The sequence below is a fragment of the Azospirillum terrae genome (assembly GCF_053470425.1).
The window spans coordinates 541233-562910 of record NZ_JBPXMR010000002.1; the positions used below are offsets into that span (position 1 = coordinate 541233).

Below are 21678 nucleotides of genomic sequence, written 5' to 3' on the forward strand. Positions count from 1 at the left end.
CCGCCACCCCGGCGACGTGCAACACCGTGTTGCATTGGCGTTGCGGCGCGGTGCATTGGCCGAAAACGGGTTTTGTTGAGAATCAACGGCTTGCCTCGGCTTGGCGGCACCGGATGAAACGCTGTGAAACACTATGCAACGCTTTTCCCTGTGGTGTTGCATTCCGCCGATCCCCGCCGTTTCCGTCCAATCCAAGGACAAAAAACCTACAACGAATCGTCGTTCAGAGCAAGCCGCCGTTCGAACCGTGGCGCAACCGGGGGCAATTCCCTCTCCCGTCTCGGGCGACCGGCCCCCTGCGCCGAGCCCTACCGGCTGGCGACGGTGACCGAGCCGCGCCGGTCGTCGCTGCGGCGGCAGAGGTCCACCATGTGGGAATAGCTGTCGGGCTTCAGGGCGGCGCCCGGCGTGCTCAGTCTGGCGCACGCTTGCGGGGAATGGACCTGCCACGGCGCCAGCATGGCCATCGACCCCAGACCCATCCGCGCCCCCTCCGGGTTGCCGAGCCGGTACAGGGCGTCGTGCAGCACCCCGTCAGGGGCCGAGCACGCCCCCAGCAGCAGCGCCCCGAGCAGCGCCCCCCGGTGAGTCCGGGAGCTCATGGCCCACCCCCGCCGGCCCGCAGTTGGCGCAACTGGTGATTCAAACTGTCGCGGTGCAGTACCAGACGCTCAAGGTGCTGGAAGTCATGGATGGTGTTCCTTGCCCGGAACATTCGAATCTGTCGATCGACATCTTCGATAAGGGAGACGAGGCGCCTTTCTGCCATCGGTCGCTCCAGTAAAATCCGGGCTCGTCTTCTGACGAGCGGTGCTGAAGTATCATTGTTTGGATGATTGTTCGGATTCAAGACAGTTTAATAGGTAAGGTTTTATCCATATTCGGCCCAACCGGGCCGGACTGCCCTCAACCCCTTGTGTTTCCGCGGGCGCCTCCGTCCTTGGCAGGAGGGCAAAGGAAAAGGGAGGATGCGCGCCGGTCGAAGGGAAAAGTGCCCATCCAATTCCCTCTCCCCCCCTGGGGAGAGGATTAGGGTGAGGGGCGCGCGCAGCGCCGGCTGAGGAGGCTCCCAACGCTGGCGCTTAACACCAACCTACGAGTTTCCGCTCGCATCAGTTCATCGATAACAGGCGTTAGCCGGAATATGCATACACTCGGCAAGCTGCTGGCGGCGCGGCGCTCGCGGACGGCGGCTCCGCAGGTCTCCTCTGGGGCCAAAGCCCCTGGGACCATCGTCGGAGCGCCGTGAGGGTTGCGTCGGAACCCGGCGCGCTTGCACTATGCGGGGATTCCGCGACCGACGAGCCCGCACTTCCCATGGCCCAGCTCTCTGACGACTGTTTCGCCTTCGGCGGCGACTTGATGCCGGTGCACACGGCGCTCAACGTGCTGCGACGGCGCGTGGCTTCCGTGACCGCGGCGCAGACGGTGCCGCTGGCCGACGCGCTCGGCCGCGTGCTGGCCGAGGATGTGGTGGCGCCCTTCGACGTGCCGCCGCACGACAACTCCGCCGTGGACGGCTATGCGGTGTTCTTCGACGATCTGGACGCGGACGCCGAGACCGTGCTGCCGGTCACCGGGCGCGTCGCGGCGGGGCACCTGCTCGGCCGCGACGGGCGGCGCGGCGAGGCGGTGCGCATCTTCACCGGCGCCCCCATGCCCGCCGGATTCGACACCGTGCTGATGCAGGAGGATTGCCGGGCGGCCAAGGACGGCGATGGGGGGGATGCCGTGGGCATCCCGCCGGGCATCAAGCGGGGCGCCAACCGGCGCAATGCCGGCGAGGATGTGACGCGCGGCGCGGTGGTGCTGGCGGCCGGACGGCGGCTGCGGCCGGAGGACATCGGGCTGGCCGCCTCGCTGGGCCGCTCGGATCTGTCGGTGCGCCGGCCGCTGCGCGCCGCGGTGTTCTCCACCGGCGACGAGGTGCGCGAGCCGGGGCAGGGGCTGCCGCAGGGCTGCATCTACGACGCCAACCGGTTCGCGCTGATGGCGGCGCTGCGGGGGTTGGGGTGCGAGGTCACCGATCTGGGGATCCTGCCGGATCGGCTGGACGCCATTCGCGGCGCGCTGGATGAGGCCTCGGCGGGGCACGACGTGCTGGTCACCTCGGGCGGCATGTCCACCGGCGAGGAGGACCATGTCAAGGCGGCGGTCGAGGATCTCGGCTCGCTGCATTTCTGGCGGCTCGCCATCAAGCCGGGGCGGCCGGTGGCGCTCGGGCAGGTGGGAGGGGCGGCGTTCGTCGGGCTGCCCGGCAACCCGGTGGCGGTGATGGTCACCTTCCTGCGGGTGGCGCGGCCGATCCTGCTGCGGCTGATGGGGGCGGAGGAGTCCGAGCCTCGGCTGTTTCCGGTGCGCTCGGGCTTCGCCTATAAGAAGAAGGCGGGGCGGCGCGAGTATGTGCGCGCGACGCTGGTGCGCGGCGAGGATGGCGTGTTGACGGCGGTCAAGCACCCGCGCGACGGGGCGGGCATCCTGTCGTCGCTGGTCGAATCCGACGGGCTGGTCGAGCTGCCCGAAGATCTGTCACGGCTGGAACCCGGCGTGATGGTCGAGTTCCTGCCCTTCAGCGAGGTCCGGTGATGAAGGTTCTGTATTTCGCGTGGCTGCGCACCAAGATCGGCGTGGCGCAGGAGCAGGTGGAGCCGCCGCCCGAGGTGACGGACGTGGGCGGGCTGGTCGAGTGGCTGAAGGGCCGCGGGCCGAAATACGCCGAGGCGCTGGCGAACACCGCCGTCGTCAAGGTGGCGGTGAACCAGGAGCACGTGCCCTTCGACCACCCCGTGGCGGCGGGGGATGAGGTGGCGCTGTTCCCGCCCGTTACCGGGGGGTGAGAAGCCCAGAGGAGGTGATGTTATGACCGTGCGGGTGCAGCAGGGCGACTTCGACGTGGGCGCCGAGCTGGCGGCGCTGACGCAGGGCAGTACGTCGATCGGCGGGGTGACGAGCTTTCTCGGGCTGGTGCGCGATATGGCGGGCGGGGCGGCGGTGTCGGCAATGACGCTGGAGCACTACCCCGGCATGACCGAACGCCAGCTGGAGGCCATCGAGGCGGAAGCGCGGAAGCGCTGGCCGCTGGACGATGTGCTGATCATCCACCGCTATGGGCGGCTGGAGCCGGGGGACCGCATCGTGCTGGTGGCGACGGCCTCGGCGCATCGGGAAGCGGCGTTCGAGAGCTGCCACTTCCTGATCGACTGGCTGAAGACCAGGGCGCCGTTCTGGAAGCTGGAAGCGACGCCGGAGGGGGATGAGCGCTGGGTGGAGGCGAAGGGGACCGACGACGCGGCGGCGGCGCGCTGGGAAAAATAATCCCCCCCGCCGGAGGCAGGGGAGGGGTAAAGGTCAATCCACCCGGCGCAGCACCGTGTCCAGGCGGCCCTTGCCGGACTTGTCCATCCACGTGGCGGCCAGCTTGCCGTCCGGGCGCACGTAGTAGCGCAGCACGTTGCGGCCCTTCTCGTCGAAGACCAGTTCGTCGTCGGTGACGTGGCCCTTGCGGCGGACGTGCTCCAGGCCCTGGTCGGGCTCGACGCCGGCGCCCAGGACGTAGTCGGCGCTGACGGTGTCGCCCTCGCCGCGCTGGACGCGCAGCATCACCTCACGGCCGTTGATGTAGGTGCCGTACCACGTGCCGAGGAACGGGCCGATGGTGCCGTGCGTGCCGCTGGCCGGGGTGGGGGCCGGGGCGCTGCCGGCGCTGGCTTGCAGCAGGCCGGGGCTCGGGCTGCGGCCCCAGGCCTCGTCGCAGGGCGGGTCGCCGGCCTTGGGGGGCGCTTCGGCGAAGCGGTCGATGCAGGCGCCGAAGCGGCGCACGAACATGCCGGAATTGGCGGCGCCGTGGCCGGTCAGGTTGGCGGGCTGGTCGACGATCAGGTTCTCGATGCCGCGGCCGGCAAGGATGGTGCGCGCCTGCTCGCCGCGCCCGCCCGGATCGAAGTCGTCGCCGTGGAAGAAGAACAGCATCACCCGCGCCGAGCGCACGTTGCGCAGGATCGGCCAGAGCTGGGTGGCGTTGTCGCGGTAGGAGTCGTACGCCTCGGAGAAGTTGCCGAAGGCGGCCGGGGCGGTGCCGATCACCGCGTCCACCTGATCGGTGCGGCCTGCGGCCAGCAGCGAGATGAAGGCGCCGAAGGACTGCCCGGTCAGGACGACGCGGCGGTAGCCGCGCTGCTTCAACTGCTCGGCGTATTCGGCCAGGGCGCGGGAGCTGTTGGGCAGGGTGTCGCTGACCCGCATGCGGTCCACGCGGTAGACGTCCCAGCCGGCCTCGCGCAGCAGCTTCATGTAGAGCGGGGTGGGGGCGGTGGAGTCCTCGTACTCGACGGCGCGGCCGTGGCTCCAGATCACGGCGCCGCGGGACTTGCCCGGACCCTGCAACGAGCCGTCGCCGTACGCAGCGTTCATGCGGATCTGCGCGGCCGCCGGGGCGGCGGTGCCGGCCACGATACCGGCGAACAGAAGACCCAGGAGGGTTTTACCAAGCTTGCGCATCGTCGTTCCCACGCCTCTCACATCGAGCGACGCCAGAATTTCCGATTCAGGTTAACGCGTTCTTGCCGCGGTCTGGAGGTACCACGAATGTCACGGCCCCACCCCCTTCGCGCAGGCTGCGGCGGTGCGCCGCGGTTTTGCAAATGAGAATGACTCGCAATTAGTATCAAAGGCGGGTAACATGCCTTCATCATCAGAAGGAGGGAAGGGGACCATGGGCGTGACGATGACGGTGCAGGACCTGACGGAAGGCGAGTGCGCGGTGCTGATGGCGGTGCGGCTGTGGTTCCGCGGTGGCACGGTGCGCTCCATGGCGGCGATCCGCGCGGCGTTCCAGGGCGCCGGCATTCCGGCCGAGGCATTGCTGCCGCTGTTCGCCTTCCTGGGGGTGTTCGCCGCCAACGGCTCGCGCCGGCCAAACGCGCTGAACCCGGCGGCGCTGATGGTCAACGGCGACGAAGCGGCGCTGCTGGAGGCGCTGGGCGCCTTGCAGCACGGCAACGAGGATGCCGGACTGCCGGTGCTCGACCGCTGGCTGCCGCTGGTGGCGCTGTGCATGGCGGCGAGTTCGGCGCAGGAATTCGGGCGGGTGCTCGCCGCTGCGGGGGTGTTCCTGCCCTACGGGCGGGCGCCGCTGCGGGCGGCGCTGGCGGCAGAGTGAGCGCTCAGCGTGCCGCCGGACACCCGGTCGGCCAGCAGGCGCTTGCGCAGCAGCCACTGGTCCACCGACACTTCGATCAGACGGCCGTCCGGCGTGCGGTAAGCGAAGGTGCCGCGCTCGGAGCCGGCAGAGGCGTAGCCCAGACGGCGGTAGAAACGCAGGACGCCGGCGTTGTCGCGGTCGACGCCCAACTCGGCCTCGGTCACGCCGCGGGCCAGTACGGTGCGCTCGGCGGCCTGCATCAGCAAGGTGCCCAGGCCGCCGCCCTGGAACGCCGGGAAGACCCGCACCGCCCACAAGGTCGCCAGACCCAGATGCGCCTTGCGGGCGAAGTCGATCCACGCCTGCCCGGCCGGGAAACCGTTGGCGTCGGCCACCAGCATGGCGCCGTCGCCGCGCCGCTGGGCGCGGAAGGCGGCCTGGATGACCGCGCGCATGGGGGTGTAGAGGCCGTACCATTCCAGCGCCGCCAAGTCCTCGGCGCGGGCCGGGCGGATAGTGACCGGCACGTGGGCGGTGCCCTGCATCCGCACGCCGTCCTCGTCCATGCAACCCCTCCCGTGATCCCCCGTTGAGCTAACGCCACCGTTCCCTGCGCCGTTCCCGGTGAACCGGCGGTTGGTGAGCGCGTTTACGCCCGTGACTGCACATGGGGAGGCTGTGGCTTGGACGCACGGGCGAATGAACAACTCGCCGAGCGCTGGCTGGCGGCGATGCGGATGGGCGACTTCGCGCGGGCGTGGGAGGTGAGCGATCTCGTGCAGCGCCGCACCGCGCCGGAAGACTTCGACCGCCGCGACCGGCCGCTCCACCGGCGCGCGGTGTGGAACGGCGCGCCCCTGGAGGGCAGGCGCGTTCTGGTGCGCTGCTATCATGGTCTGGGCGACATCCTGCATATGGCGCGCTATCTGCCGCTGCTGGCGAAACGCGCGCGCGGTGTGGCGGTGCAGGCGCCGGACGCGGTGCGCGGGGTGTTGGCGGCGCTGCCCGGCGTCGATGCGGTGCTGCCGCTCACCGATGATTTGGACGTGGCCTGCGATGTCGCCGTCGAGTTGATGGAACTGCCGCACGCCTTCCGCACCACGCTGGAGACGCTGCCCGCAGCGGTGCCCTACGTCACCGTGGACGAGGGTCGCGTCGCCGCGCAGGCGGCGCGGCTGCGGCGGCGCGGGCGGCGGATGGTGGGGATCGCCTGGGCGGCCGGCGCTTGGGACGGGGGGCTGCGCTCGCTGCCGCCCGAGTTGCTGGACCGGTTGGCGGCGATACCGGATGTGGACTGGGTGTGCCTGCAACGCGGTCCGGCGCTGGCCGATGGGGTGGGGCGCATGGAGTTTCGCGACGCCGGCCCGCGCACCGGCGACGTGCTGGACACCGCGGCGATGATCCGGGCGCTGGATCTGGTGGTGTCGGTGGACACCATGGTGGCACACCTCGCCGGTGCCCTCGGGGCGCCGGTGTGGACGCTGCTGCGCTTCGCGGCGGACTGGCGGTGGATGGCCGGGCGCGACGACAGCCCCTGGTACCCGACCATGCGCCTGTTCCGCCAGCCCACGCCGGGGGATTGGGCCACGCCGGTGGAGGCGGTGGCGCGGACCCTCAGTTCTCCGCGAAACGCAGCGCCGTGCGGGCGGTGACGGTCGGGGGAGGCGGCGGGAAGGCGAGGGTGATGGTGGTGCCGCGGCCGGGCGTGCTGTCGATGCTCAGGCTGCCGCCGTGCAACTCGACCAAGCCCTTGACCAGCGGCAGGCCGAGGCCGGTGCCAGTCTGCGCGCGGGTCAGCAGATTGTCCACTTGGCCGAAGCGCTGCAACGCTTTGACGATGCCCTCGGGGGTCATGCCGACGCCGCTGTCGCTCACCGTCACAACTGTGCCGCCGCCCGGCGCATCGCGGAACTCCAGGCGCACGGTGCCGCCGGTGGGGGTGAACTTGCAGGCGTTGGACAGCAAATTGACGATGACCTGCCGGGCGGCGCGCGGGTCGGCGTAGAACGGCGCGGCGTTCTCCGCCACGCTCATCGCGATCTCGACGCCCGACGCGCGCGCCTGCCCGCTGGACAGCCGGTAGCAGGCCTGGGCGACGTCGCGGGCGCAGAGCGGTTCAGGGTGCAGCGTCATGCGCCCGGCCTCGATCTTGGCGAGGTCCAGCACGTCGTTCAGCACCGACAGCAGGTGCGTGCCGGCGGCGTGGATGTCGCCGGCATACTCCACATAGCGGTCCTCGGCTCCCGCGCCCCAGGCGCGGTCGCGGATCATCTCGGAGAAGCCCAGCACGGTGTTGAGGGGCGTGCGCAACTCGTGGCTCATCAGCGCCAGAAAATCGGACTTGGCACGGCTCGCCTCCTCGGCGGCCTGCATGCGGCGCATCCACGCGAACAGCGCCACCGTCAGCGCCAGCACGCCGGTGGCGACCGCCACGCCGACCAGCGCCGCCTCCATCGCGGTGGCGCGCCAGCCGGCCAGAATTGCCGACCAGGGCTGGCTGAGCGAGACCACCAGCCCGGTGCCGGCGACGTCCTGGTGGACGACCAGCCGCGGCGCATCGCCGGCCGCAGCGGTCGGCCGCGGCGTGCGCAGGAGCGGCGTGCCGTCCGGCAGGCCGATGTCGATGCCTCCCTGGCCGGGCAGGTCGACCGCGTCGATCAGGCGTTGCAACGCCTGCGTCGGCATGCTGGCGACCACGAGCCCGTCTGGTGCGCGGTGGGTGAACACCAGCATCGGCGGTTCGTTGGGAGCGCTTTCCGCGATGCGCGGGAGCGGGTGCACGCCAAGCCGGCCGCTAGGCGACCGAGCCGCCTCCCGGACCGCCGGCAGCGCCGCCAACGCCGGGTCCCCGGCCCGTAGCGTGCCGTCCGGCGCCAGGATCGCCACCGCGGACAGTGGTGCCCGCACCGGCGAGGCCGGCGTGTGGGCGACCAACTCCATCTCGCGGGCGACGTTTTCCAGGGCGTAGCCGGCCACGCCGGCGGCCAGCCGCGCGAGGTTCTGGGCGTTACGCTCCGCCTCGTGCACCGTGCGGTCGTGCTCGCGCCACAGCGCACCGCCGGCCAGCGCCACATAGCCGGTGACGATGGCGACCGCCAGCGCGGCCAGCAGCGCCCACGGCCGCAACGGCCGGCGGCGCAGGCCGGCGCGGCGGGGGGCCGCAGCCATCGGGCTGGTGGCGGGACTGGCTCCCATGCGGCGTTGATCCGATCCGCGAAAAATAAGTTCTCGAAGAGAGTACTATATTTGCCCGAGCCATTCGGCCACTTCAACGGCCTTGGCCCCTGGCCGCTGGTCGTATGGGTGGAAATAAGACGTTTGTCCGACGTGACCGCGCCAGAAATTCTTGGTAAGTGTCTAAACAGACAACTGCGAGGCGCAGAGAATTTCATACGAAGTTTTCTCAAAGTTTAGAGAAAATCGTCTGTGTGCAACAAGGAGGGTGCCATGCTGAAAATCGTGAACCTTGGTCGCACTGGGCTGTATGTTGTGATGCGCGGCGGTATGCTGGCGACGCTGGGCGGGCGCAGCTATTGGCCGGACGCGGCCCAGGCGCGCGACGCCGCCCGCCGCGAGAACGCTCCCGTCAGCGACGGCATCCTGCACACGCTGCCTTGAGGTTCAGATCAGCCCGCAAGCCGATCCGGCGGGCACGCCGTGGCGAACCGGAAACACAAAAGGCACGGAGACACAGAGGTTTCGCTCTCTGTGTCTCCGTGCCTCTGTGGTGATCCCCGACGGCCGAATGCCGGTCCGGCCGACTGACGCTGCTCCCCGCCCTCAGCCCGCGCGGACGCGGGCGAGGAAGCGGTCGACCTCGCTGCGCAGGGTGTCGGACTGGCGGCTCAGCTCGTCGGTGGCCTGAAGCACGTTGCGCGCCTCGCTGCCGGTCTCGGAGGCCGAGGCGTTGACGCGCACGATGGTCTCGCTGACCTCGCGGGTGCCGATGGAGGCCTGCTGAACGTTGCGGGCGATCTCCGTGGTCGCCGACCCCTGCGCGTCCATCGCCGAGGCGATGGAGGTGGTGATGTCGTTGATGCGGTCGATGGTCTCGGAGATGCTGCGGATGGCGCCCACGGCGTCCTGGGTGGCGCCCTGGACCGAGCCGATCTGCGTGTTGATCTCCTCGGTGGCCTTGGCGGTCTGGTTGGCCAGCGACTTCACCTCGGACGCCACGACAGCGAAGCCTTTGCCGGCCTCACCGGCACGGGCGGCCTCGATGGTGGCGTTGAGCGCCAGCAGGTTGGTCTGCGACGCGATGTCGTGGATGAGCTTGACCACCTGACCGATCTTGCTGGCGGCGTCCGCCAGGCCCTGCACGGTGGTGTTGGTGCGCTCGGCCTGGGTCTTGGCCTCGTTGGCGATGCGGGCGGATTGCGTCACCTGACCGGTGATCGCGCCGATGGAGGCCGAAAGCTCCTCGGCGGCGGCGGCGACGGTCTGGATGTTGACCGAGGCTTCCTCGGCGGCGGCGGCCACCTGGGTGGACTGGGCCGAGGTCTCCTCGGCGGTGCGGCTCATGGAGCGGGCGGTGCCCTGAAGCTGGGTGGCGGCCGACGCCACGGCCTGCACCACGCTCTTCACCTCGCGCTCGAACGAATCGGCGGTGCCGCCCAACTCGCGCGAGATGATCGCCGCGGTGTTGAGGTCGACATAGACCGACAGCGCCAGATCCATGTCCAGGAAGACCGCCTTGTTGACCGCGCCCAAGACCTGGGCCAGCCGCTCCGGCTTCTTGCGGTAGACCTGTGCTGCGACCTCGATCAGCTTGTTCAGCGTGAAGCAGTAGGCGCCCATGTACCAGCGCGGCTCCAGCCCGATTCGCTGGTGCGCCTGACCGATGCGCAGCACCTGCGCCATGTAGCCTTCGTCGAACGTGCCGGTGAAGACGTTGCGTAGCCAATGCTGCTTCTGCGCGTCCTTGGCGCGCGAGACCGCCGCCGGGTTGGACAGAAGGTCCGCCACCTGGGGCACCGAGCGCATGTAGCCGTAGAAGTCCTCCAGCAGCGAGTCCATGCGTGCCGCCACGTGCGGCTGGAACTCCCGCAGCAGCGCCTTGCTGGTTTCGTCAATGCGCAGGAAGCGGATGCGCTCGAGAATGGACTGGTTCTGGGCGGGGGTGGACATGGGCGGTTGGCTCCTGGGCGTCAATGGCCGCATTCTGCGCGGATTTTGTTAAAGTACAATGTAATTTACTGCGAAGCCTGCATAATGGCGTTGCACCATAACTGTGAAAACCGCACGCATTGTCGCAGGCAAACTTTTGTTCCCACATACGATAAGGCCGACGGCGCCCGGAACGGGCGGCCGCCGGCCGTACTGAAAGAGCGTGCGGTGAGGGGCCTTGCCGGCTACGCGGCGACGGCGGCTGCCGTCGGGCGGCGCAGGGCTTGGGCGGCGCTCAGCACCGCCTTTTGAAGCTTTTCGAACGCGCGCACCTCGATCTGCCGCACGCGCTCCCGCGAGACGGAGAACTGCTGGCTCAGCGCCTCCAGCGTCGAGGGATCTTCGCGCAGCCGGCGCTCGAACAGGATCCGCCGCTCGCGGTCGTCCAGGCGCTCCAGCGCCTGACCCACCAGCCGGCGGCGCAGGGCCAGCTCGTTGGCGTCGGCGATGGTGATTTCCTGGTTGGGCCGGTCGTCGGCCAGCAATTCCAGCCAGTTGGTCTCGCCGTCGCCGCTCATGGTGGCGTCCAGCGAGCTGTCGGAGGAGGCCAGCCGGCGGTTCATCTCCACCACCTCGCCCTCCGGCACGTCCAGCGTGGCGGCGATGGCGGCGACGGCCTCCGGCGACAGGTCGCCTTGCTCCAACTCCTCCATGCGGCTCTTCAGCCGGCGCAGGTTGAAGAACAGCTTCTTCTGCGCGGCGGTGGTGCCCATCTTCACCAGCGACCAGGAGTGCAGGATGTATTCCTGGATGGCGGCGCGAATCCACCATGTGGCGTAGGTGGCGAAGCGGAAGCCGCGCTCCGGGTCGAATTTCTGGGCGGCCTGCATCAGGCCGACGTTGCCCTCCGCCACCAGATCGGTCAGCGGCAGGCCGTAGCCGGCGAAGCCGCGGGCGATCTTGATGACCAGACGCAGGTGGCTGCCCACCAGCTTCTCCAAGGCGCCGCCGTGGCCGCGGACGCGCCACGCGACCGCCAGCTCGTGTTCGTCGTCCGGGGCGAGGATCGGGTACCGCTTCGATTCCTCGACGTAGCGGGACAGGCTGGCGTTCTCACCGATCAGCAGTTTCTTGAGCACTCCGAACCTCCTCTCTCGATCCCGCGCCAAGCGGGGTTCACGGATCCGGCTGTTCGATTCATTTCATTAAAAAGAGCCGAAATAACCGAGGTGAACCCGCCGAACACCGGTACTGTGCCGTGGGCATGAAGATCAGGCAACTCGTTAAAGCGGTGGGCCATAATGTTTTTCGGCGTATGTCCGGGCTATTCTGTCCCAGCGACAGCTCAGCCGAGGGGATGATCCTTTTGAACGCCGCGATGGACTAGCCACTCTGACCTTCGGCCGAAGGAGAGAAGGGGTATTTTACATTTCGTAGAGCGATCGGACAGACGGTGGACCCCGTTGGGGGTGTGCGCCATTGACGGGGACGGCGAGGGGGTGTCTTCTCGTCCCACGCAGAAAAACTCGCCAGGATTATTGGGAGCCGCACGATGACACTGGACCGGCGCCCGCCGCTCTACATCACCTCACCCATCGCGGCGCTGGTGGAGGGCATCTACCGCGACGACACGACGGTCGCCCATGTGCGGGCGAACGGCGATTTCGGCATCGGCACTTTCAACGACCTCGACGGCGAGATGGTGATGCTCGACGGCGTGGTCTACCAGATGCGCGCCGACGGCGTGGTCGTGCGGGTGGAGGATACGGTGCAGACGCCGTTTGCCTGCGTCACCAGTTTTCTCGGCGACACCGAGGAGCGCTTCGCCGATCCGATGCCCCACGCGGTGTTGGAGGAACGCTTGCTGGCGCTGCTGCCGTCCACCAACCTCGTCTATGCGGTGCGCGTCGAGGGGCGGTTCGGGCGCGTGCGCGTGCGCTCCGTGCCGCGGCAGGAGAACTACCGCCCGCTGGCCGAGGTGGCGAAGACGCAGACCACATTCGAGTTCGCCGGCCTGGAGGGCACGCTGGTGGGGTTCTGGACGCCGTCGTTCCTCAGTTCGGTGCACGTCGCCGGCTTCCACCTGCACTTCGTGTCGGCCGACCGCCGCGTCGGCGGGCATCTGCTGGCCGCCGATACGGCGGATGTGTCGATCCGTCTTCAGCACGTGCCCTCGGTGACGCTGGATCTGCCGATGACTCTCGACTTCCTGACCATGGACATGACGCGCGACCTGCACGCCGACATCGCCGCCGTGGAGCGCTAAAGAAAAGGCCGCCGGTGATGAACGGCGGCCTTGAGTATAGGGAGGAAACGCTCCTAGAAGCGTATGGCCGAAGTCTATGCCGCGGTGCGGTAGACTGCCATGGGCAGTTTGTCGCAGTTGCGGTATGTTGTACGTATGCGAACTTATTCGGCCGCCATCGCCGCCGTCATGCCGGCCACCGCGTCGCGCACGCTGGAGGTGACGCGGGTGACGCGGCCCGCCTCCATCTCGATCAGCATGTCGCAGTCGCGCAGCGTGGCGAGGCGGTGGGTGATCATGAAGGTCGTGCGGCCCTCCATCAGCACCTCGATGCCGTCCATGATGGCCTTCTCGGTGCGGCTGTCCACGGCGCTGGTCGGCTCGTCGAGGATCAGGATCGGCGCGTCGCACAGGAAGGCGCGGGCCAGCGCCACGCGCTGGCGCTCGCCGCCGGAGAAGCGCATGCCGCGCTCGCCCACCGGCGTGTCGTAGCCCTCGGGAAGGCGCATGATGAAGTCGTGCGCGTCGGCGGCCTTGGTGGCGGCCTCGATCTGCGCGCGGGTGGCGCCGGGGCGGCCGTAGGCAATGTTTTCGGCCACCGTGGTCGAGAACAGGATGGTGTCCTGGCCGACGATGGCGAACTGCCGGCGCAGGTCGCGGAGCTTCCAGCCGCGCAGATCCTCGCCGTCCAGCGTCACCACGCCGGACTTCGGGTCGTAAAGCCGCGTCAGCAGGCCGATCAACGAGGACTTGCCGGCGCCCGACTTGCCGACGATGCCGACCTTGCTGCCGGCCGGGATCTCGAAGTCGATGGTGTGCAGGATGTTGCGGCCGGTGCCGTGGTCGTAGCTGACGTTGCGGAACGCGATGTCGCCCACGGCGCGCGGCAGAGCCATGGCGTTGGCGGTCTCGGCCGGGTCCTGGCGCTCGTCGAGCAGGGAAAAGGCGCGCTCCAGGTTCGCCATCAGCTTCTGCTGGGCGGCCACCTGATGCCCCATGTTCTGCAAGGGCTGGTAGAGCTGCCCCAGGTAGGACAGCGCCAGCAGCAACTCGCCCACCGTGAGCGCCCCGGCCTGCACGTCGGTCACGCCGATGTACAGCACCGCCGCGGTGCCGCAGGACAGCAGCATCGACACGCAAAAGCCCATGGCGGCCTCGGCGCGCACGGCGCCGAAGAAACGGCTGATCATGCGGTCGGTGCGCTCGGCGAAGCGCTTGACCTCGCGCTCCTCCTGGCCGAAGGCGCGCACCACGCGCAGCGCCGACAGGGTTTCGTGCAGCACGGCCTTGGCCTTGCTGTCCTCCTCGCACACCGCGTCCCAGCGCGAGCGCAGGCGGGTGTGCGACAGCGCGGTCAGCAGCGCGAACAGCGGCGACACCGCCAGTGCCACCATGGCGAGCTTGGCGTTGATCATCGCCGTCACCCACACCATGCCGGCGAAGTAGGCGGCCGAGGTGACGAAGGGCAGGATGACGTGGCTGATCTGCCATTGGATGGCGCTGGAATCGTCCTCGATGCGGTTCTGCGCGTCGGAGATGCCCTTGGCGTCGTGCCGCTGGATGGCGAGGTGCTGGGCGTGCAGGAACAGCTTGGCGCGGAAGCGCGCCACCATGCGCTGCCCGGTCCAGTCGCGCAGGAAACGGTCGGCAAGGCCATGCACCTGGGTGAACAGCGCCGTCGCCACCACCAGCCCCACCGCCAGCAGCAGCGGCGTGGCCATTAGTCCATCAGGCAACCAGCCGGACACCGCGGCGGGAAGCGGCTTGCCGCCAATCACCGAATCCACCGCGATGGTGACGGGCAGCGGCATCAGCAGGCCGAGCGGCGTGCCCAGCAGCCCCAGCGCCAGCAGGGCGCCGAGGTGAACACGGAACGGCTTTGCCTCGCGGAAGACGCGGCGGTACAGCGTCAGCGTGCGGCGGGCCGGCGTGCGGCAGGTCTGTGTGTCGGCCATGATCGCGGGCTCGAGGTTTTTGCTAAAACTCGAGCCAATTTGGCGGGGTATGGTTAACGTGCGGTAACTATGACCGAGGTCGCATTTTTGTCGCGCGGTGCTCTATGTGATGCTCAGCTCGACCTCGTGGCCAAGAGCCCTGAGCACCGCGGCCACGGCGGTGGCGGGGTCGCTCAACCGCTCGCCGTCGTCGCCGTGTCCCGAATAGCGTAACTCGACGACCGTGCCGTCCGGCTTGGTGATGCTGACCGTGATGACCTCATAGGGGCCGCACTCGTCGCAATTGCCCTGGCCATCGGTCCATTCGATCCGTATCGCTCCCATGGGAACCCCTCCTTGCCGCACGGCCTGACGCTGAGACCGCGCGTGGGGGTTGTCCTTGACCGCCGTCATGGGCGGGACTTCTGCTACACTCCTTACAAAAGGGGAGGAAGGCGCGCCATGTCCGACACCGAAGCCGTCCGCGTGCGCCGGTTCCGCGAGATCCTGCTGTGGCCTGTGCAGCTCATGCCTTTGCAGGAGAGCGCACAGATCCAGCGGCATTGGGAGCGGCTGGGCGGCGCCGACTGCGTCTGGCAGGAGGTGGCCGACGAGTTCACCCTCGACCCGGCCGAGTTCAAGGAACGCCACTACATCGAGTTCAGCGCCTTCCTGCCCTACGTGCAGCGCTTTCTCTACGGTGAGGGGGCGGCGGGAGGCGCGGGGCCAAGTGGAGGTATGACCGGATATGGCGCCTCGCCGATCCGGGTGTTCCGCCGCCGCGACGTGGCGAGCGCGCGCATCACGCTGAGCGACGGCGTGCCGCTGGACGTCGAGGTCATCCACATGGACCTCTACTTCTTCCACGACGTGGACGTGGCGATCCTGGCGGTGGAGATCGCCGCCGAGGACGTCGAGCTGTCCCGCGTGCTGGACCTGATGTACCGCTTCGGGCGCACCTACCCGTCGTTCTGGAACGCCGACGGCAGCGCCGGCCAGTGCTGCAAGCGGGTGGAATGGCTGGCGGCGGACGGCACGGTGCTGGCGTCCTCCGACACCGACGACAAGGCGAAGTATCTGGCCTTCGTCTGCAAGAACCGCGCGCCCTACATCGCGGCGCACTGGGCGTTCCTGCTGAAGCCGCTGGCGCTTTATCATTCTGAGGAGACCGGCGAGCTGCAATACCGCCAGCTCGAATACCAGCGCATGCCGCTGCTGGCCTATCTGTCCATGGACGACCCGACCCGGCTGACCCGCGCCGACTGGGTGCGTCTGGGCCTCGCCACCGGGCCGGGAGCGGAGGAGGGGACGCTGCCCTTCGCCGAGAGCTTTCTGTATGGCTTCGAGCAGCGCTACTGCTACGACCGCTATTGGAATCTGGCGCCGGGCTGCGGGCTGAGCAGTTGCCGGATGATCTGCTGCGGGCACGCGCTGGTGATGGTCGGGCGCGACGGCGACCCGTTCTTCACCGACCTGGAAACCGGCCTGCTCGGCCAGTTCCGCCACCAGTATTTCCTGCTCGGCCTGATCGCCCACTTTCATCGGGCGGCGCTGCTGATGATGTCGGACCGGCTGGTGGTCGCGGTCAGCCGGCTGGACATCACCAGCGTGGAATCGGTGAAACTGTTCAAGCGCGCGATCCGCCAGCTGTTCGAGATCTTCCTGCGCTTCACCCACCGCTACTGGTTCCACGAGGTGTCCAACCAGGGGCCGGCGCGCGACTTGTTCCGCATGTGGTCCGAGCATCTGGGTACTGCGCGCCTGTTCGCCGAGGTGCGCGACGAGGTGCAGGACATGAGCGACTATCTGGATTCCGATGGGCTGCGCCGGCAGGCCAATTCGGTGCTGCGGCTGACGGTGGTGACGGTGGTCGGCCTGATCGGCACGCTGGTCACCGGCTTTCTCGGCATGAACCTGCTGGCGATGGGCGACGAACCGCTGGCGATCCGCATCCTGGTCTTCGTGCTGACGCTGGTGCCGACGGTGGCGTTGATTCTGTTGTCGGTGATCAAGTCGAAGCAGCTGGCGGACTTCCTGGAGGCGCTGTCCGACGACCGCCTGCCGCTCGCCCGCAAGCTCGGCCCCTTCGGCGCACGGCGGCGCGACCGGTTCTGAAGCGCCTGTTATGGCAAATGGCCCGTTATGGCAAATGGCCCGTTATGGCAAATGGAACGTGGAAAGGCCGGGAAGGGCCGGATACAGTGACCCCCTGCTGGAGACCGCAGCGTCAAGTATTCGCGCCAGCGTTCTTTGGAGGTGGGTCCGATGACCGCCATCGAAGATGAAGCCGCAGAACGCCTCGAAGCCCGCTCGTTGTGGATCGTCCAGGCGGCAATGGCCAAGCTCTTCCGCGAACGGCCCGTCATCCCGAAAACATTGGCCGCTCGGGTGCGCGCCGCCTGCGCCCTGGACAACACCTATCATCTGGCCTTTCTGGTGAACGCAACGGCGTTTGCCAGCCCTGCCGTGTTCAGCGAGTACATGCTGTGGACGCGCCGCATCCTTGCCGTCCGTGGCGTGCAGCCGGCCGATCTGACCGCCAATCTCGCGTGCCTGCGGGACGCCATCCAAGACATGCTTCCCGGGCGTTTGACCCCGCCGGTCCTTGCCATCATGTCCGCCGCGCAATCGGCCCTCGACGCCGCGCCGGTCCTTCCGGACGGCGACATACCCTTTGGTCTCGAAGCGCTCGACGGCTTGGCGCGCAGCTATCTGGCATTGGCCCTGGAGGGGCAGCGCGAGGCCGCCGTGAACCTCATCCGGTCGGCTTTCAAGCAAAGCCTCGACTTGCCGGCCATCTATAAGGACATCCTCGGTCCCGCCCAGCGTGAGATCGGACACCTTTGGGAGTTCGACCGAATCACCACGGCGCACGAGCACCGCTGCACCGCCATTTCCCAACTGGCGGTGGCGCAGCTTTACCCACGCATTCTGTCCTTGCGCAACCAGCGCTTAAACGGCCGCACACTCATCGCCGCCTCGGTCGGGGGCGATCTGCACGAACTCGGCTTGCGCATGGTGTGCGATGTCTTCGACGCCGCGGGATGGACGACGACCTATCTGGGGGCGTCGGCGCCGCTGGCCGGGATCCTGCGCTTGGCCGGCGAGGAGCGCCCGAACCTTGTGCTGCTGTCCGTGTCCATGGGCATGCACCTGCTCAGCGCGTGGGACATCATTCAGGCCCTGCGCGCGGACCCGGCCACCCGCAGCCTGCCCGTGCTCGTCGGCGGCCGGGCGTTCGCCGTGGATCCCACCATCGCAAACCGGCTGGGGGCCAACGCGTACGCGCCGAGTGCCGGGCAAGCGCTTGCCGTCGCGGAGAAAGAGCTGGTTTAGAGAAATGGTGGCGCTGGTGCCCATGGAGGCGCCGTGCCGGTTCTCTGAACGGAACGGCGTCCGCGCTGTTGTCCGGGGTGACCCCGATTGGAGGACGCCATGGCCCGCGAGCGCGACAATCCAAAATTCGCCAACGACGTGGACGGCCAGCAGATCCCGTCCATCGAGACCACGCCGGGAACCATCCCGCAGACGCCGCTGCCCGGCAAGGCGCCGTCGCGCCCGCAGGCCGACCGGCCGCCCGAAAAGCGGCGTGACGACGCGCCGTGAGCGCCGGAAGGGACATTCTTGCCGGGTTCCCCCGGTAGGTATCGCCGCAGGGGGGAGTTTTTTTCCTACCACGCTGCGGAGCCTGCCGTTGCCGTTGCTGCCGGCCCCGGTCGCCACTTCCAGGCATAAGTTCAATGAAAACAGTGGATTGACGCGGTGTTCATGCGGTTGGCACACCCCTTGCTACGTAGTGTTCAGACAACGCCACATCAGCTCTGAACGAGCAAACAAGGGGGCTCTTCATCATGGCCAACTCAATCAACACCAACCAAAGCTCTCTGGTTGCTCTGCAGAGCCTGAACGGCACTGTCAGCATGCTGAACAAGGTTCAGAAGCGCGTCACGACCGGCTTCAAGGTTGCCGACTCGGTGGACGACGGCGCGGCGTTCGCGGTGGCCCAGTCGCTGCGTTCGGACAAGGGTGCCATCGACGCGGTCAACAGCCAGCTGAACATCGCCAAGGGCGCCACCTCGGTGTTCGCCACCGCGGCGACCAACATTTCGGACGCGCTGGCCCGGTCGCGTGAGACGCTGACCAAGCTGGCCGACCAGAACCTCAACACCGACATGCGCACGAAGTACAACAATGACTTCTCCGCGCTGAAGGCCGAGGTGCAGAACTACATCAAGAGCGCCAAGTTCAACAACATGAACTTGCTGAGCGGCCAGAAGACCACGATCTCGGTGATCGCCAACCAGGACGGCACCCAGTACACGGTCGGTGGTAAGGGTGTTGCGCTGTCGGCGACCATCTCGTCGGCGTTCACTGCGGTCGGCACCGCGACGTCGGCGGTCTCGCTGCTCACCGGCAACTTCGCCTCGGCCGAGCGGACGACGGGCGACGTTCTGAACACGCTGGGCGCCGACTCGCGCCGCCTGGATGCGCAGATCAAGTTCAACACGACCATGCAGGATGCACTGACCACCAGCTTGGGCGCCATCGTCGACGCCGATCTGGCGAAGGAAAGCGCCAACCTGCAGGCCTTGCAAATCAAGCAGCAGCTCGGCGGCCAGACCTTGGGCATCGCCAACCAGTCGCCGCAGATCCTGCAGAGCCTGTTCAAGGGCTAAGCACCGTTCCGCGCAGGCGGCCCGTGATCGGGCCGCCACCGCGCGAGCGGCCCAAGGGCGAGCGATCAAGAGTTTCGGCGGCCGGATGGCCGCATCATTCGTTTCTGCGGCCCCACGAAAGTTTCGGGGCTGCGACCCTTTCGGGATGCGGCGGAACGCTGCGGCTCAGCCCGCGTTTCCTCTTGGACAATTCGCGTTCAGGAGGCACCGATGGGGCTCAGCACCATTCTTCTTATCGTTCTGATCCTGCTGCTGATCGGCGCGGTCCCGGCATGGCCGTACAGCCGCAGTTGGGGCTACGGCCCAAGCGGCATCCTCGGCCTGCTGCTGATCGTGATCCTGATTCTGGCGTTGACCGGACGGTTCTAGCGGCGGTTCGCAAAAAGCCCCTCTTCCTTCACGGAAGAGGGGCTTTTGAGCGTTCGGCTCAGGCCTTCGAGGCGCGGTTGGCGGCGCTGACCAGGGCGCGCAAAGACGCGGTGACGATGTCCGGGTCGATGCCGACGCCGTACAGCGTGCGGCCGTCGCCGGTGCGCACCTCGACGAAGGCGGCGGCCTGCGAATCCTCACCGGTGGTCACCGCGTGCTCGTGGTAATCGACCACGTGCAGGTCGATGCCCGCCCCTTGGCGCAGCGCGTCCACGAACGCGTCGATCGGGCCGGTGCCCCGGCCGCGGATCGTCGTCGGCGTGCCGTCACGCTCCACAACGGCGGTCAGCGTGCGCGGGCCGGAGTTCGGGCCGCGCGGCTCGGTGCCGTGCTCGACCAGCGACAGCGGCCGGTCGGTGTCCAGGTATTCGGCCCGGAACGCCTCGTAGATCGAGGTCGGCGACAGCTCCTTGCCGGTCTCGTCGGCGATGCGCTGGACGATCTTGGAGAACTCCATCTGCAGGCGCCGCGGGATCTGCAAGCCGAACTCGTTCTCCAGCACATAGGCGATGCCGCCCTTGCCGGACTGGCTGTTGATGCGGATCACCGCCTCGTAGCTGCGGCCGATGTCCTGCGGGTCGATGGGCAGGTACGGGACCTCCCACTTGCCGCTGTTGGACTTGGCCAGCGCCTTGAGGCCCTTGTTGATGGCGTCCTGGTGCGAGCCGGAGAAGGCGGTGAACACCAGTTCGCCGGCGTAGGGGTGGCGCGGCGGGACGGGCAGTTGGGTGCAGTACTCCGACACCCGGACCACTTCGTTGATGTCGTCGATGACCAGCCCCGGATCGACGCCCTGGGTGAACATGTTGAGCGCCAGCGTGATGACGTCCACGTTGCCGGTGCGCTCGCCGTTGCCGAACAGTGTGCCCTCGACGCGGTCCGCGCCGGCCAGCAGGCCCAGTTCAGCCGCCGCCACGGCGGTGCCGCGGTCGTTGTGCGGGTGCAGGCTGACGATGAAGCGCTCGCGGCCCTTGATGGTGCGGCAGAACCACTCGATCTGGTCGGCGTGCACGTTGGGCGACGACATTTCAACCGTCGCCGGCAGGTTGACGATCATCGGCCGGTCGGCCGTCGGCCCCCAGGCCTCGGCCACCGCCTCGCAGATCTCCACCGCGAAGTCCAGCTCGGTGCCGGTGAAGCTCTCCGGCGAGTATTGCAGGATGATCTCGGTCTCCGGGTACTCGGCGGCCATCTGCTTGACCAGATTCGTGCCGGCGACGGCGATGTCGGTGATGCCCTGGCGGTCCTGGCCGAACACCACGCGGCGTTGCAGCTCGGAGGTCGAGTTGTAGATGTGGACGACGGCGCGCTTCGCCCCTTTGATGCCCTCGAAGGTGCGGCGGATCAGCTCCTCGCGCGCCTGGGTCAGCACCTGGATGGTGACGTCGTCGGGGATGCGGCCGCCGTCGATCAGCTCGCGGCAGAAATCGAAGTCGGTCTGCGAGGCGGCCGGGAAGCCCACCTCGATCTCCTTGAAGCCCATGCGGACCAGCAGGTCGAACATGGCGCGCTTGCGCTCGGCGCCCATGGGCTCGATCAGCGCCTGGTTGCCGTCGCGCAGATCGACCGAGCACCAGATCGGCGCCTTGTCCAGCGTGCGGTTCGGCCACTGGCGGTCGGTCAGCGTGACCGGGGGAAAGGGCGTATACTTCTCGGCCGGCATATGGATGTGGGTCATGGCACTGCAACTCGTCTCAAGCGTCGGGGAAACCGGCTGACGGTTCGGCCGCCGAGCCGCCGGGCGGGCTCAACGGCCGTTGCTAAGTCGCAGCCCCGGCCTCGGCCGGGCAATCGGGCTTTGGGTGCTCATGGGGAAATGACGTCGACCAGTGAATAAGGAAACCGAACGCGCAGAAACCCGGACGCCGTCAAAGCGCCGGGCCGATAAGTCGCAGAAGCGCGTTCGTGTGGTCGATGCCGATCATGGCCGGTAATCTGCGGGGCGGACGGTCCGCTGTCAAGCCGCGATGCGGAATGAGTGCCGATGACGCGTTCCGGTGTCTCCCGGAATGCGATCTCCAGTGGCGCGTCGGATGCCGCAAACTCGAAAAAACCACAGACTATACCCTCATAGAAGTAGTGAATTGATAAAGATCAACGTCAAGCGCGCGCTTGCAGCGCATGGTGCACCGGCAGCGCTCTATACCT

The 21678-nt window shown here is 68.0% G+C and carries 21 protein-coding genes; 12 read left to right on the plus strand and 9 right to left on the minus strand.

Going from position 1 to position 21678, the window contains the following annotated elements; all coding sequences use genetic code 11:
* Window positions 1-308: 308 nt before the first annotated feature.
* Window positions 309-602 (minus strand): hypothetical protein, encoded by a 294-nt coding sequence (locus ACSVDD_RS09080; protein ID WP_448189004.1) that lies wholly within the window; start codon window positions 600-602, stop codon window positions 309-311.
* 715 nt (window positions 603-1317) lie between these two features.
* Between ACSVDD_RS09080 and moeA the strand changes: the two genes are divergently transcribed.
* The 3 genes from moeA to ACSVDD_RS09095 are packed head-to-tail and all read left to right on the plus strand — an operon-like array spanning window position 1318 to window position 3315.
* Window positions 1318-2586 (plus strand): molybdopterin molybdotransferase MoeA, encoded by a 1269-nt coding sequence (gene moeA / locus ACSVDD_RS09085; RefSeq protein WP_448189005.1) that lies wholly within the window; start codon window positions 1318-1320, stop codon window positions 2584-2586.
* On the plus strand, window positions 2586-2837 hold the full coding sequence (gene moaD / locus ACSVDD_RS09090) for a molybdopterin converting factor subunit 1 (RefSeq protein WP_448189006.1): 252 nt from the start codon (window positions 2586-2588) through the stop codon (window positions 2835-2837). Before moeA ends, moaD begins: the two co-directional genes overlap by 1 nt.
* 22 nt (window positions 2838-2859) lie before the next feature.
* Complete coding sequence (locus tag ACSVDD_RS09095) at window positions 2860-3315, plus strand: molybdenum cofactor biosynthesis protein MoaE (RefSeq protein WP_448189007.1); 456 nt, start codon at window positions 2860-2862, stop codon at window positions 3313-3315.
* Window positions 3316-3348: 33 nt separating this feature from the next.
* Here ACSVDD_RS09095 and ACSVDD_RS09100 read toward each other — a convergent pair whose 3' ends face one another.
* Window positions 3349-4497 carry an alpha/beta hydrolase gene (locus ACSVDD_RS09100; protein WP_448189008.1) on the minus strand — a complete coding sequence of 383 codons (1149 nt, stop codon included), beginning with the start codon at window positions 4495-4497 and terminating at the stop codon, window positions 3349-3351.
* A gap of 214 nt (window positions 4498-4711) precedes the next feature.
* Between ACSVDD_RS09100 and ACSVDD_RS09105 the strand changes: the two genes are divergently transcribed.
* On the plus strand, window positions 4712-5158 hold the full coding sequence (locus ACSVDD_RS09105) for a hypothetical protein (RefSeq protein WP_448189009.1): 447 nt from the start codon (window positions 4712-4714) through the stop codon (window positions 5156-5158).
* Here ACSVDD_RS09105 and ACSVDD_RS09110 read toward each other — a convergent pair.
* The gene (locus tag ACSVDD_RS09110) at window positions 5116-5706 is read right to left on the minus strand and encodes a GNAT family N-acetyltransferase (protein ID WP_448189010.1); all 591 of its coding nucleotides are present in this window, start codon (window positions 5704-5706) and stop codon (window positions 5116-5118) included. The genes ACSVDD_RS09105 and ACSVDD_RS09110 overlap by 43 nt on opposite strands.
* 117 nt (window positions 5707-5823) lie before the next feature.
* On the opposite strand from ACSVDD_RS09110, the gene ACSVDD_RS09115 reads away from it, so the two are divergent.
* Window positions 5824-6792, plus strand: coding sequence for a glycosyltransferase family protein (locus ACSVDD_RS09115; RefSeq protein ID WP_448189011.1), 969 nt, complete (start codon window positions 5824-5826; stop codon window positions 6790-6792).
* On the opposite strand, the gene ACSVDD_RS09120 is transcribed toward ACSVDD_RS09115, so the two are convergent.
* Entirely contained in the window at window positions 6755-8335 is a 1581-nt protein-coding gene (locus ACSVDD_RS09120; protein ID WP_448189012.1) for a sensor histidine kinase, read from the minus strand. The genes ACSVDD_RS09115 and ACSVDD_RS09120 overlap by 38 nt on opposite strands.
* A 252-nt stretch (window positions 8336-8587) precedes the next feature.
* On the opposite strand from ACSVDD_RS09120, the gene ACSVDD_RS09125 reads away from it, so the two are divergent.
* The gene (locus ACSVDD_RS09125) at window positions 8588-8758 is read left to right on the plus strand and encodes a hypothetical protein (protein ID WP_448189013.1); all 171 of its coding nucleotides are present in this window, start codon (window positions 8588-8590) and stop codon (window positions 8756-8758) included.
* Window positions 8759-8920: 162 nt separating this feature from the next.
* Here ACSVDD_RS09125 and ACSVDD_RS09130 read toward each other — a convergent pair whose 3' ends face one another.
* Both ACSVDD_RS09130 and rpoH read right to left on the minus strand, forming a co-directional pair.
* Window positions 8921-10267 carry a protoglobin domain-containing protein gene (locus ACSVDD_RS09130; protein WP_448189014.1) on the minus strand — a complete coding sequence of 449 codons (1347 nt, stop codon included), beginning with the start codon at window positions 10265-10267 and terminating at the stop codon, window positions 8921-8923.
* A gap of 224 nt (window positions 10268-10491) precedes the next feature.
* The gene (gene rpoH / locus ACSVDD_RS09135; RefSeq protein ID WP_448189015.1) at window positions 10492-11385 is read right to left on the minus strand and encodes an RNA polymerase sigma factor RpoH; all 894 of its coding nucleotides are present in this window, start codon (window positions 11383-11385) and stop codon (window positions 10492-10494) included.
* Between the two features lie 413 nt (window positions 11386-11798).
* Between rpoH and budA the strand changes: the two genes are divergently transcribed.
* Complete coding sequence (budA, locus tag ACSVDD_RS09140; protein ID WP_448189016.1) at window positions 11799-12512, plus strand: acetolactate decarboxylase; 714 nt, start codon at window positions 11799-11801, stop codon at window positions 12510-12512.
* 143 nt (window positions 12513-12655) lie between these two features.
* Here the strand turns inward: budA and ACSVDD_RS09145 are convergent, their stop codons facing one another.
* A complete protein-coding gene (locus ACSVDD_RS09145) occupies window positions 12656-14446 on the minus strand; it encodes an ABC transporter ATP-binding protein (protein ID WP_448189017.1) in 1791 nt (596 codons plus the stop codon).
* 102 nt (window positions 14447-14548) lie between these two features.
* Window positions 14549-14770 carry a hypothetical protein gene (locus ACSVDD_RS09150; protein ID WP_448189018.1) on the minus strand — a complete coding sequence of 74 codons (222 nt, stop codon included), beginning with the start codon at window positions 14768-14770 and terminating at the stop codon, window positions 14549-14551.
* A gap of 117 nt (window positions 14771-14887) precedes the next feature.
* Here ACSVDD_RS09150 and ACSVDD_RS09155 point away from each other — a divergent pair, with 117 nt between their 5' ends.
* The 5 genes from ACSVDD_RS09155 (at window position 14888) to ACSVDD_RS09175 (ending at window position 19470) form a co-directional block, all read left to right on the plus strand.
* Window positions 14888-16540: a CorA family divalent cation transporter gene (locus tag ACSVDD_RS09155; RefSeq protein ID WP_448189019.1), complete on the plus strand. Its 1653-nt coding sequence runs from the start codon at window positions 14888-14890 to the stop codon at window positions 16538-16540.
* A gap of 150 nt (window positions 16541-16690) precedes the next feature.
* Complete coding sequence (locus ACSVDD_RS09160) at window positions 16691-17761, plus strand: cobalamin B12-binding domain-containing protein (protein WP_448189020.1); 1071 nt, start codon at window positions 16691-16693, stop codon at window positions 17759-17761.
* Window positions 17762-17860: 99 nt separating this feature from the next.
* On the plus strand, window positions 17861-18031 hold the full coding sequence (locus ACSVDD_RS09165) for a hypothetical protein (protein ID WP_448189021.1): 171 nt from the start codon (window positions 17861-17863) through the stop codon (window positions 18029-18031).
* Window positions 18032-18276: 245 nt separating this feature from the next.
* Window positions 18277-19101, plus strand: a complete 825-nt coding sequence (locus ACSVDD_RS09170; RefSeq protein WP_448189022.1) for a flagellin — start codon at window positions 18277-18279, stop codon at window positions 19099-19101.
* A gap of 210 nt (window positions 19102-19311) precedes the next feature.
* Complete coding sequence (locus tag ACSVDD_RS09175) at window positions 19312-19470, plus strand: DUF3309 family protein (protein ID WP_448189023.1); 159 nt, start codon at window positions 19312-19314, stop codon at window positions 19468-19470.
* A 58-nt stretch (window positions 19471-19528) separates the two neighbouring features.
* Here the strand turns inward: ACSVDD_RS09175 and leuA are convergent, their stop codons facing one another.
* On the minus strand, window positions 19529-21208 hold the full coding sequence (gene leuA, locus ACSVDD_RS09180) for a 2-isopropylmalate synthase (RefSeq protein WP_448189024.1): 1680 nt from the start codon (window positions 21206-21208) through the stop codon (window positions 19529-19531).
* Window positions 21209-21678 lie beyond the last annotated feature (470 nt).

Excerpts from the sequence above, each read along its gene's own strand:
- ACSVDD_RS09100 (WP_448189008.1), bottom strand. The coding sequence starts at position 4,497 with ATGCGCAAGCTTGGTAAAACCCTCCTGGGTCTTCTGTTCGCCGGTATC.
- ACSVDD_RS09095 (WP_448189007.1), top strand. The coding sequence starts at position 2,860 with ATGACCGTGCGGGTGCAGCAGGGCGACTTCGACGTGGGCGCCGAGCTG.
- ACSVDD_RS09105 (WP_448189009.1), top strand. The coding sequence starts at position 4,712 with ATGGGCGTGACGATGACGGTGCAGGACCTGACGGAAGGCGAGTGCGCG.
- budA (WP_448189016.1), top strand. The coding sequence starts at position 11,799 with ATGACACTGGACCGGCGCCCGCCGCTCTACATCACCTCACCCATCGCG.
- ACSVDD_RS09165 (WP_448189021.1), top strand. The coding sequence starts at position 17,861 with ATGGCCCGCGAGCGCGACAATCCAAAATTCGCCAACGACGTGGACGGC.
- moaD (WP_448189006.1), top strand. The coding sequence starts at position 2,586 with ATGAAGGTTCTGTATTTCGCGTGGCTGCGCACCAAGATCGGCGTGGCG.
- ACSVDD_RS09080 (WP_448189004.1), bottom strand. The coding sequence starts at position 602 with ATGAGCTCCCGGACTCACCGGGGGGCGCTGCTCGGGGCGCTGCTGCTG.
- ACSVDD_RS09110 (WP_448189010.1), bottom strand. The coding sequence starts at position 5,706 with ATGGACGAGGACGGCGTGCGGATGCAGGGCACCGCCCACGTGCCGGTC.
- ACSVDD_RS09145 (WP_448189017.1), bottom strand. The coding sequence starts at position 14,446 with ATGGCCGACACACAGACCTGCCGCACGCCGGCCCGCCGCACGCTGACG.
- ACSVDD_RS09150 (WP_448189018.1), bottom strand. The coding sequence starts at position 14,770 with ATGGGAGCGATACGGATCGAATGGACCGATGGCCAGGGCAATTGCGAC.
- ACSVDD_RS09170 (WP_448189022.1), top strand. The coding sequence starts at position 18,277 with ATGGCCAACTCAATCAACACCAACCAAAGCTCTCTGGTTGCTCTGCAG.
- ACSVDD_RS09120 (WP_448189012.1), bottom strand. The coding sequence starts at position 8,335 with ATGGGAGCCAGTCCCGCCACCAGCCCGATGGCTGCGGCCCCCCGCCGC.
- ACSVDD_RS09160 (WP_448189020.1), top strand. The coding sequence starts at position 16,691 with ATGACCGCCATCGAAGATGAAGCCGCAGAACGCCTCGAAGCCCGCTCG.
- ACSVDD_RS09155 (WP_448189019.1), top strand. The coding sequence starts at position 14,888 with ATGTCCGACACCGAAGCCGTCCGCGTGCGCCGGTTCCGCGAGATCCTG.
- ACSVDD_RS09175 (WP_448189023.1), top strand. The coding sequence starts at position 19,312 with ATGGGGCTCAGCACCATTCTTCTTATCGTTCTGATCCTGCTGCTGATC.
- ACSVDD_RS09125 (WP_448189013.1), top strand. The coding sequence starts at position 8,588 with ATGCTGAAAATCGTGAACCTTGGTCGCACTGGGCTGTATGTTGTGATG.
- ACSVDD_RS09130 (WP_448189014.1), bottom strand. The coding sequence starts at position 10,267 with ATGTCCACCCCCGCCCAGAACCAGTCCATTCTCGAGCGCATCCGCTTC.
- moeA (WP_448189005.1), top strand. The coding sequence starts at position 1,318 with ATGGCCCAGCTCTCTGACGACTGTTTCGCCTTCGGCGGCGACTTGATG.
- leuA (WP_448189024.1), bottom strand. The coding sequence starts at position 21,208 with ATGACCCACATCCATATGCCGGCCGAGAAGTATACGCCCTTTCCCCCG.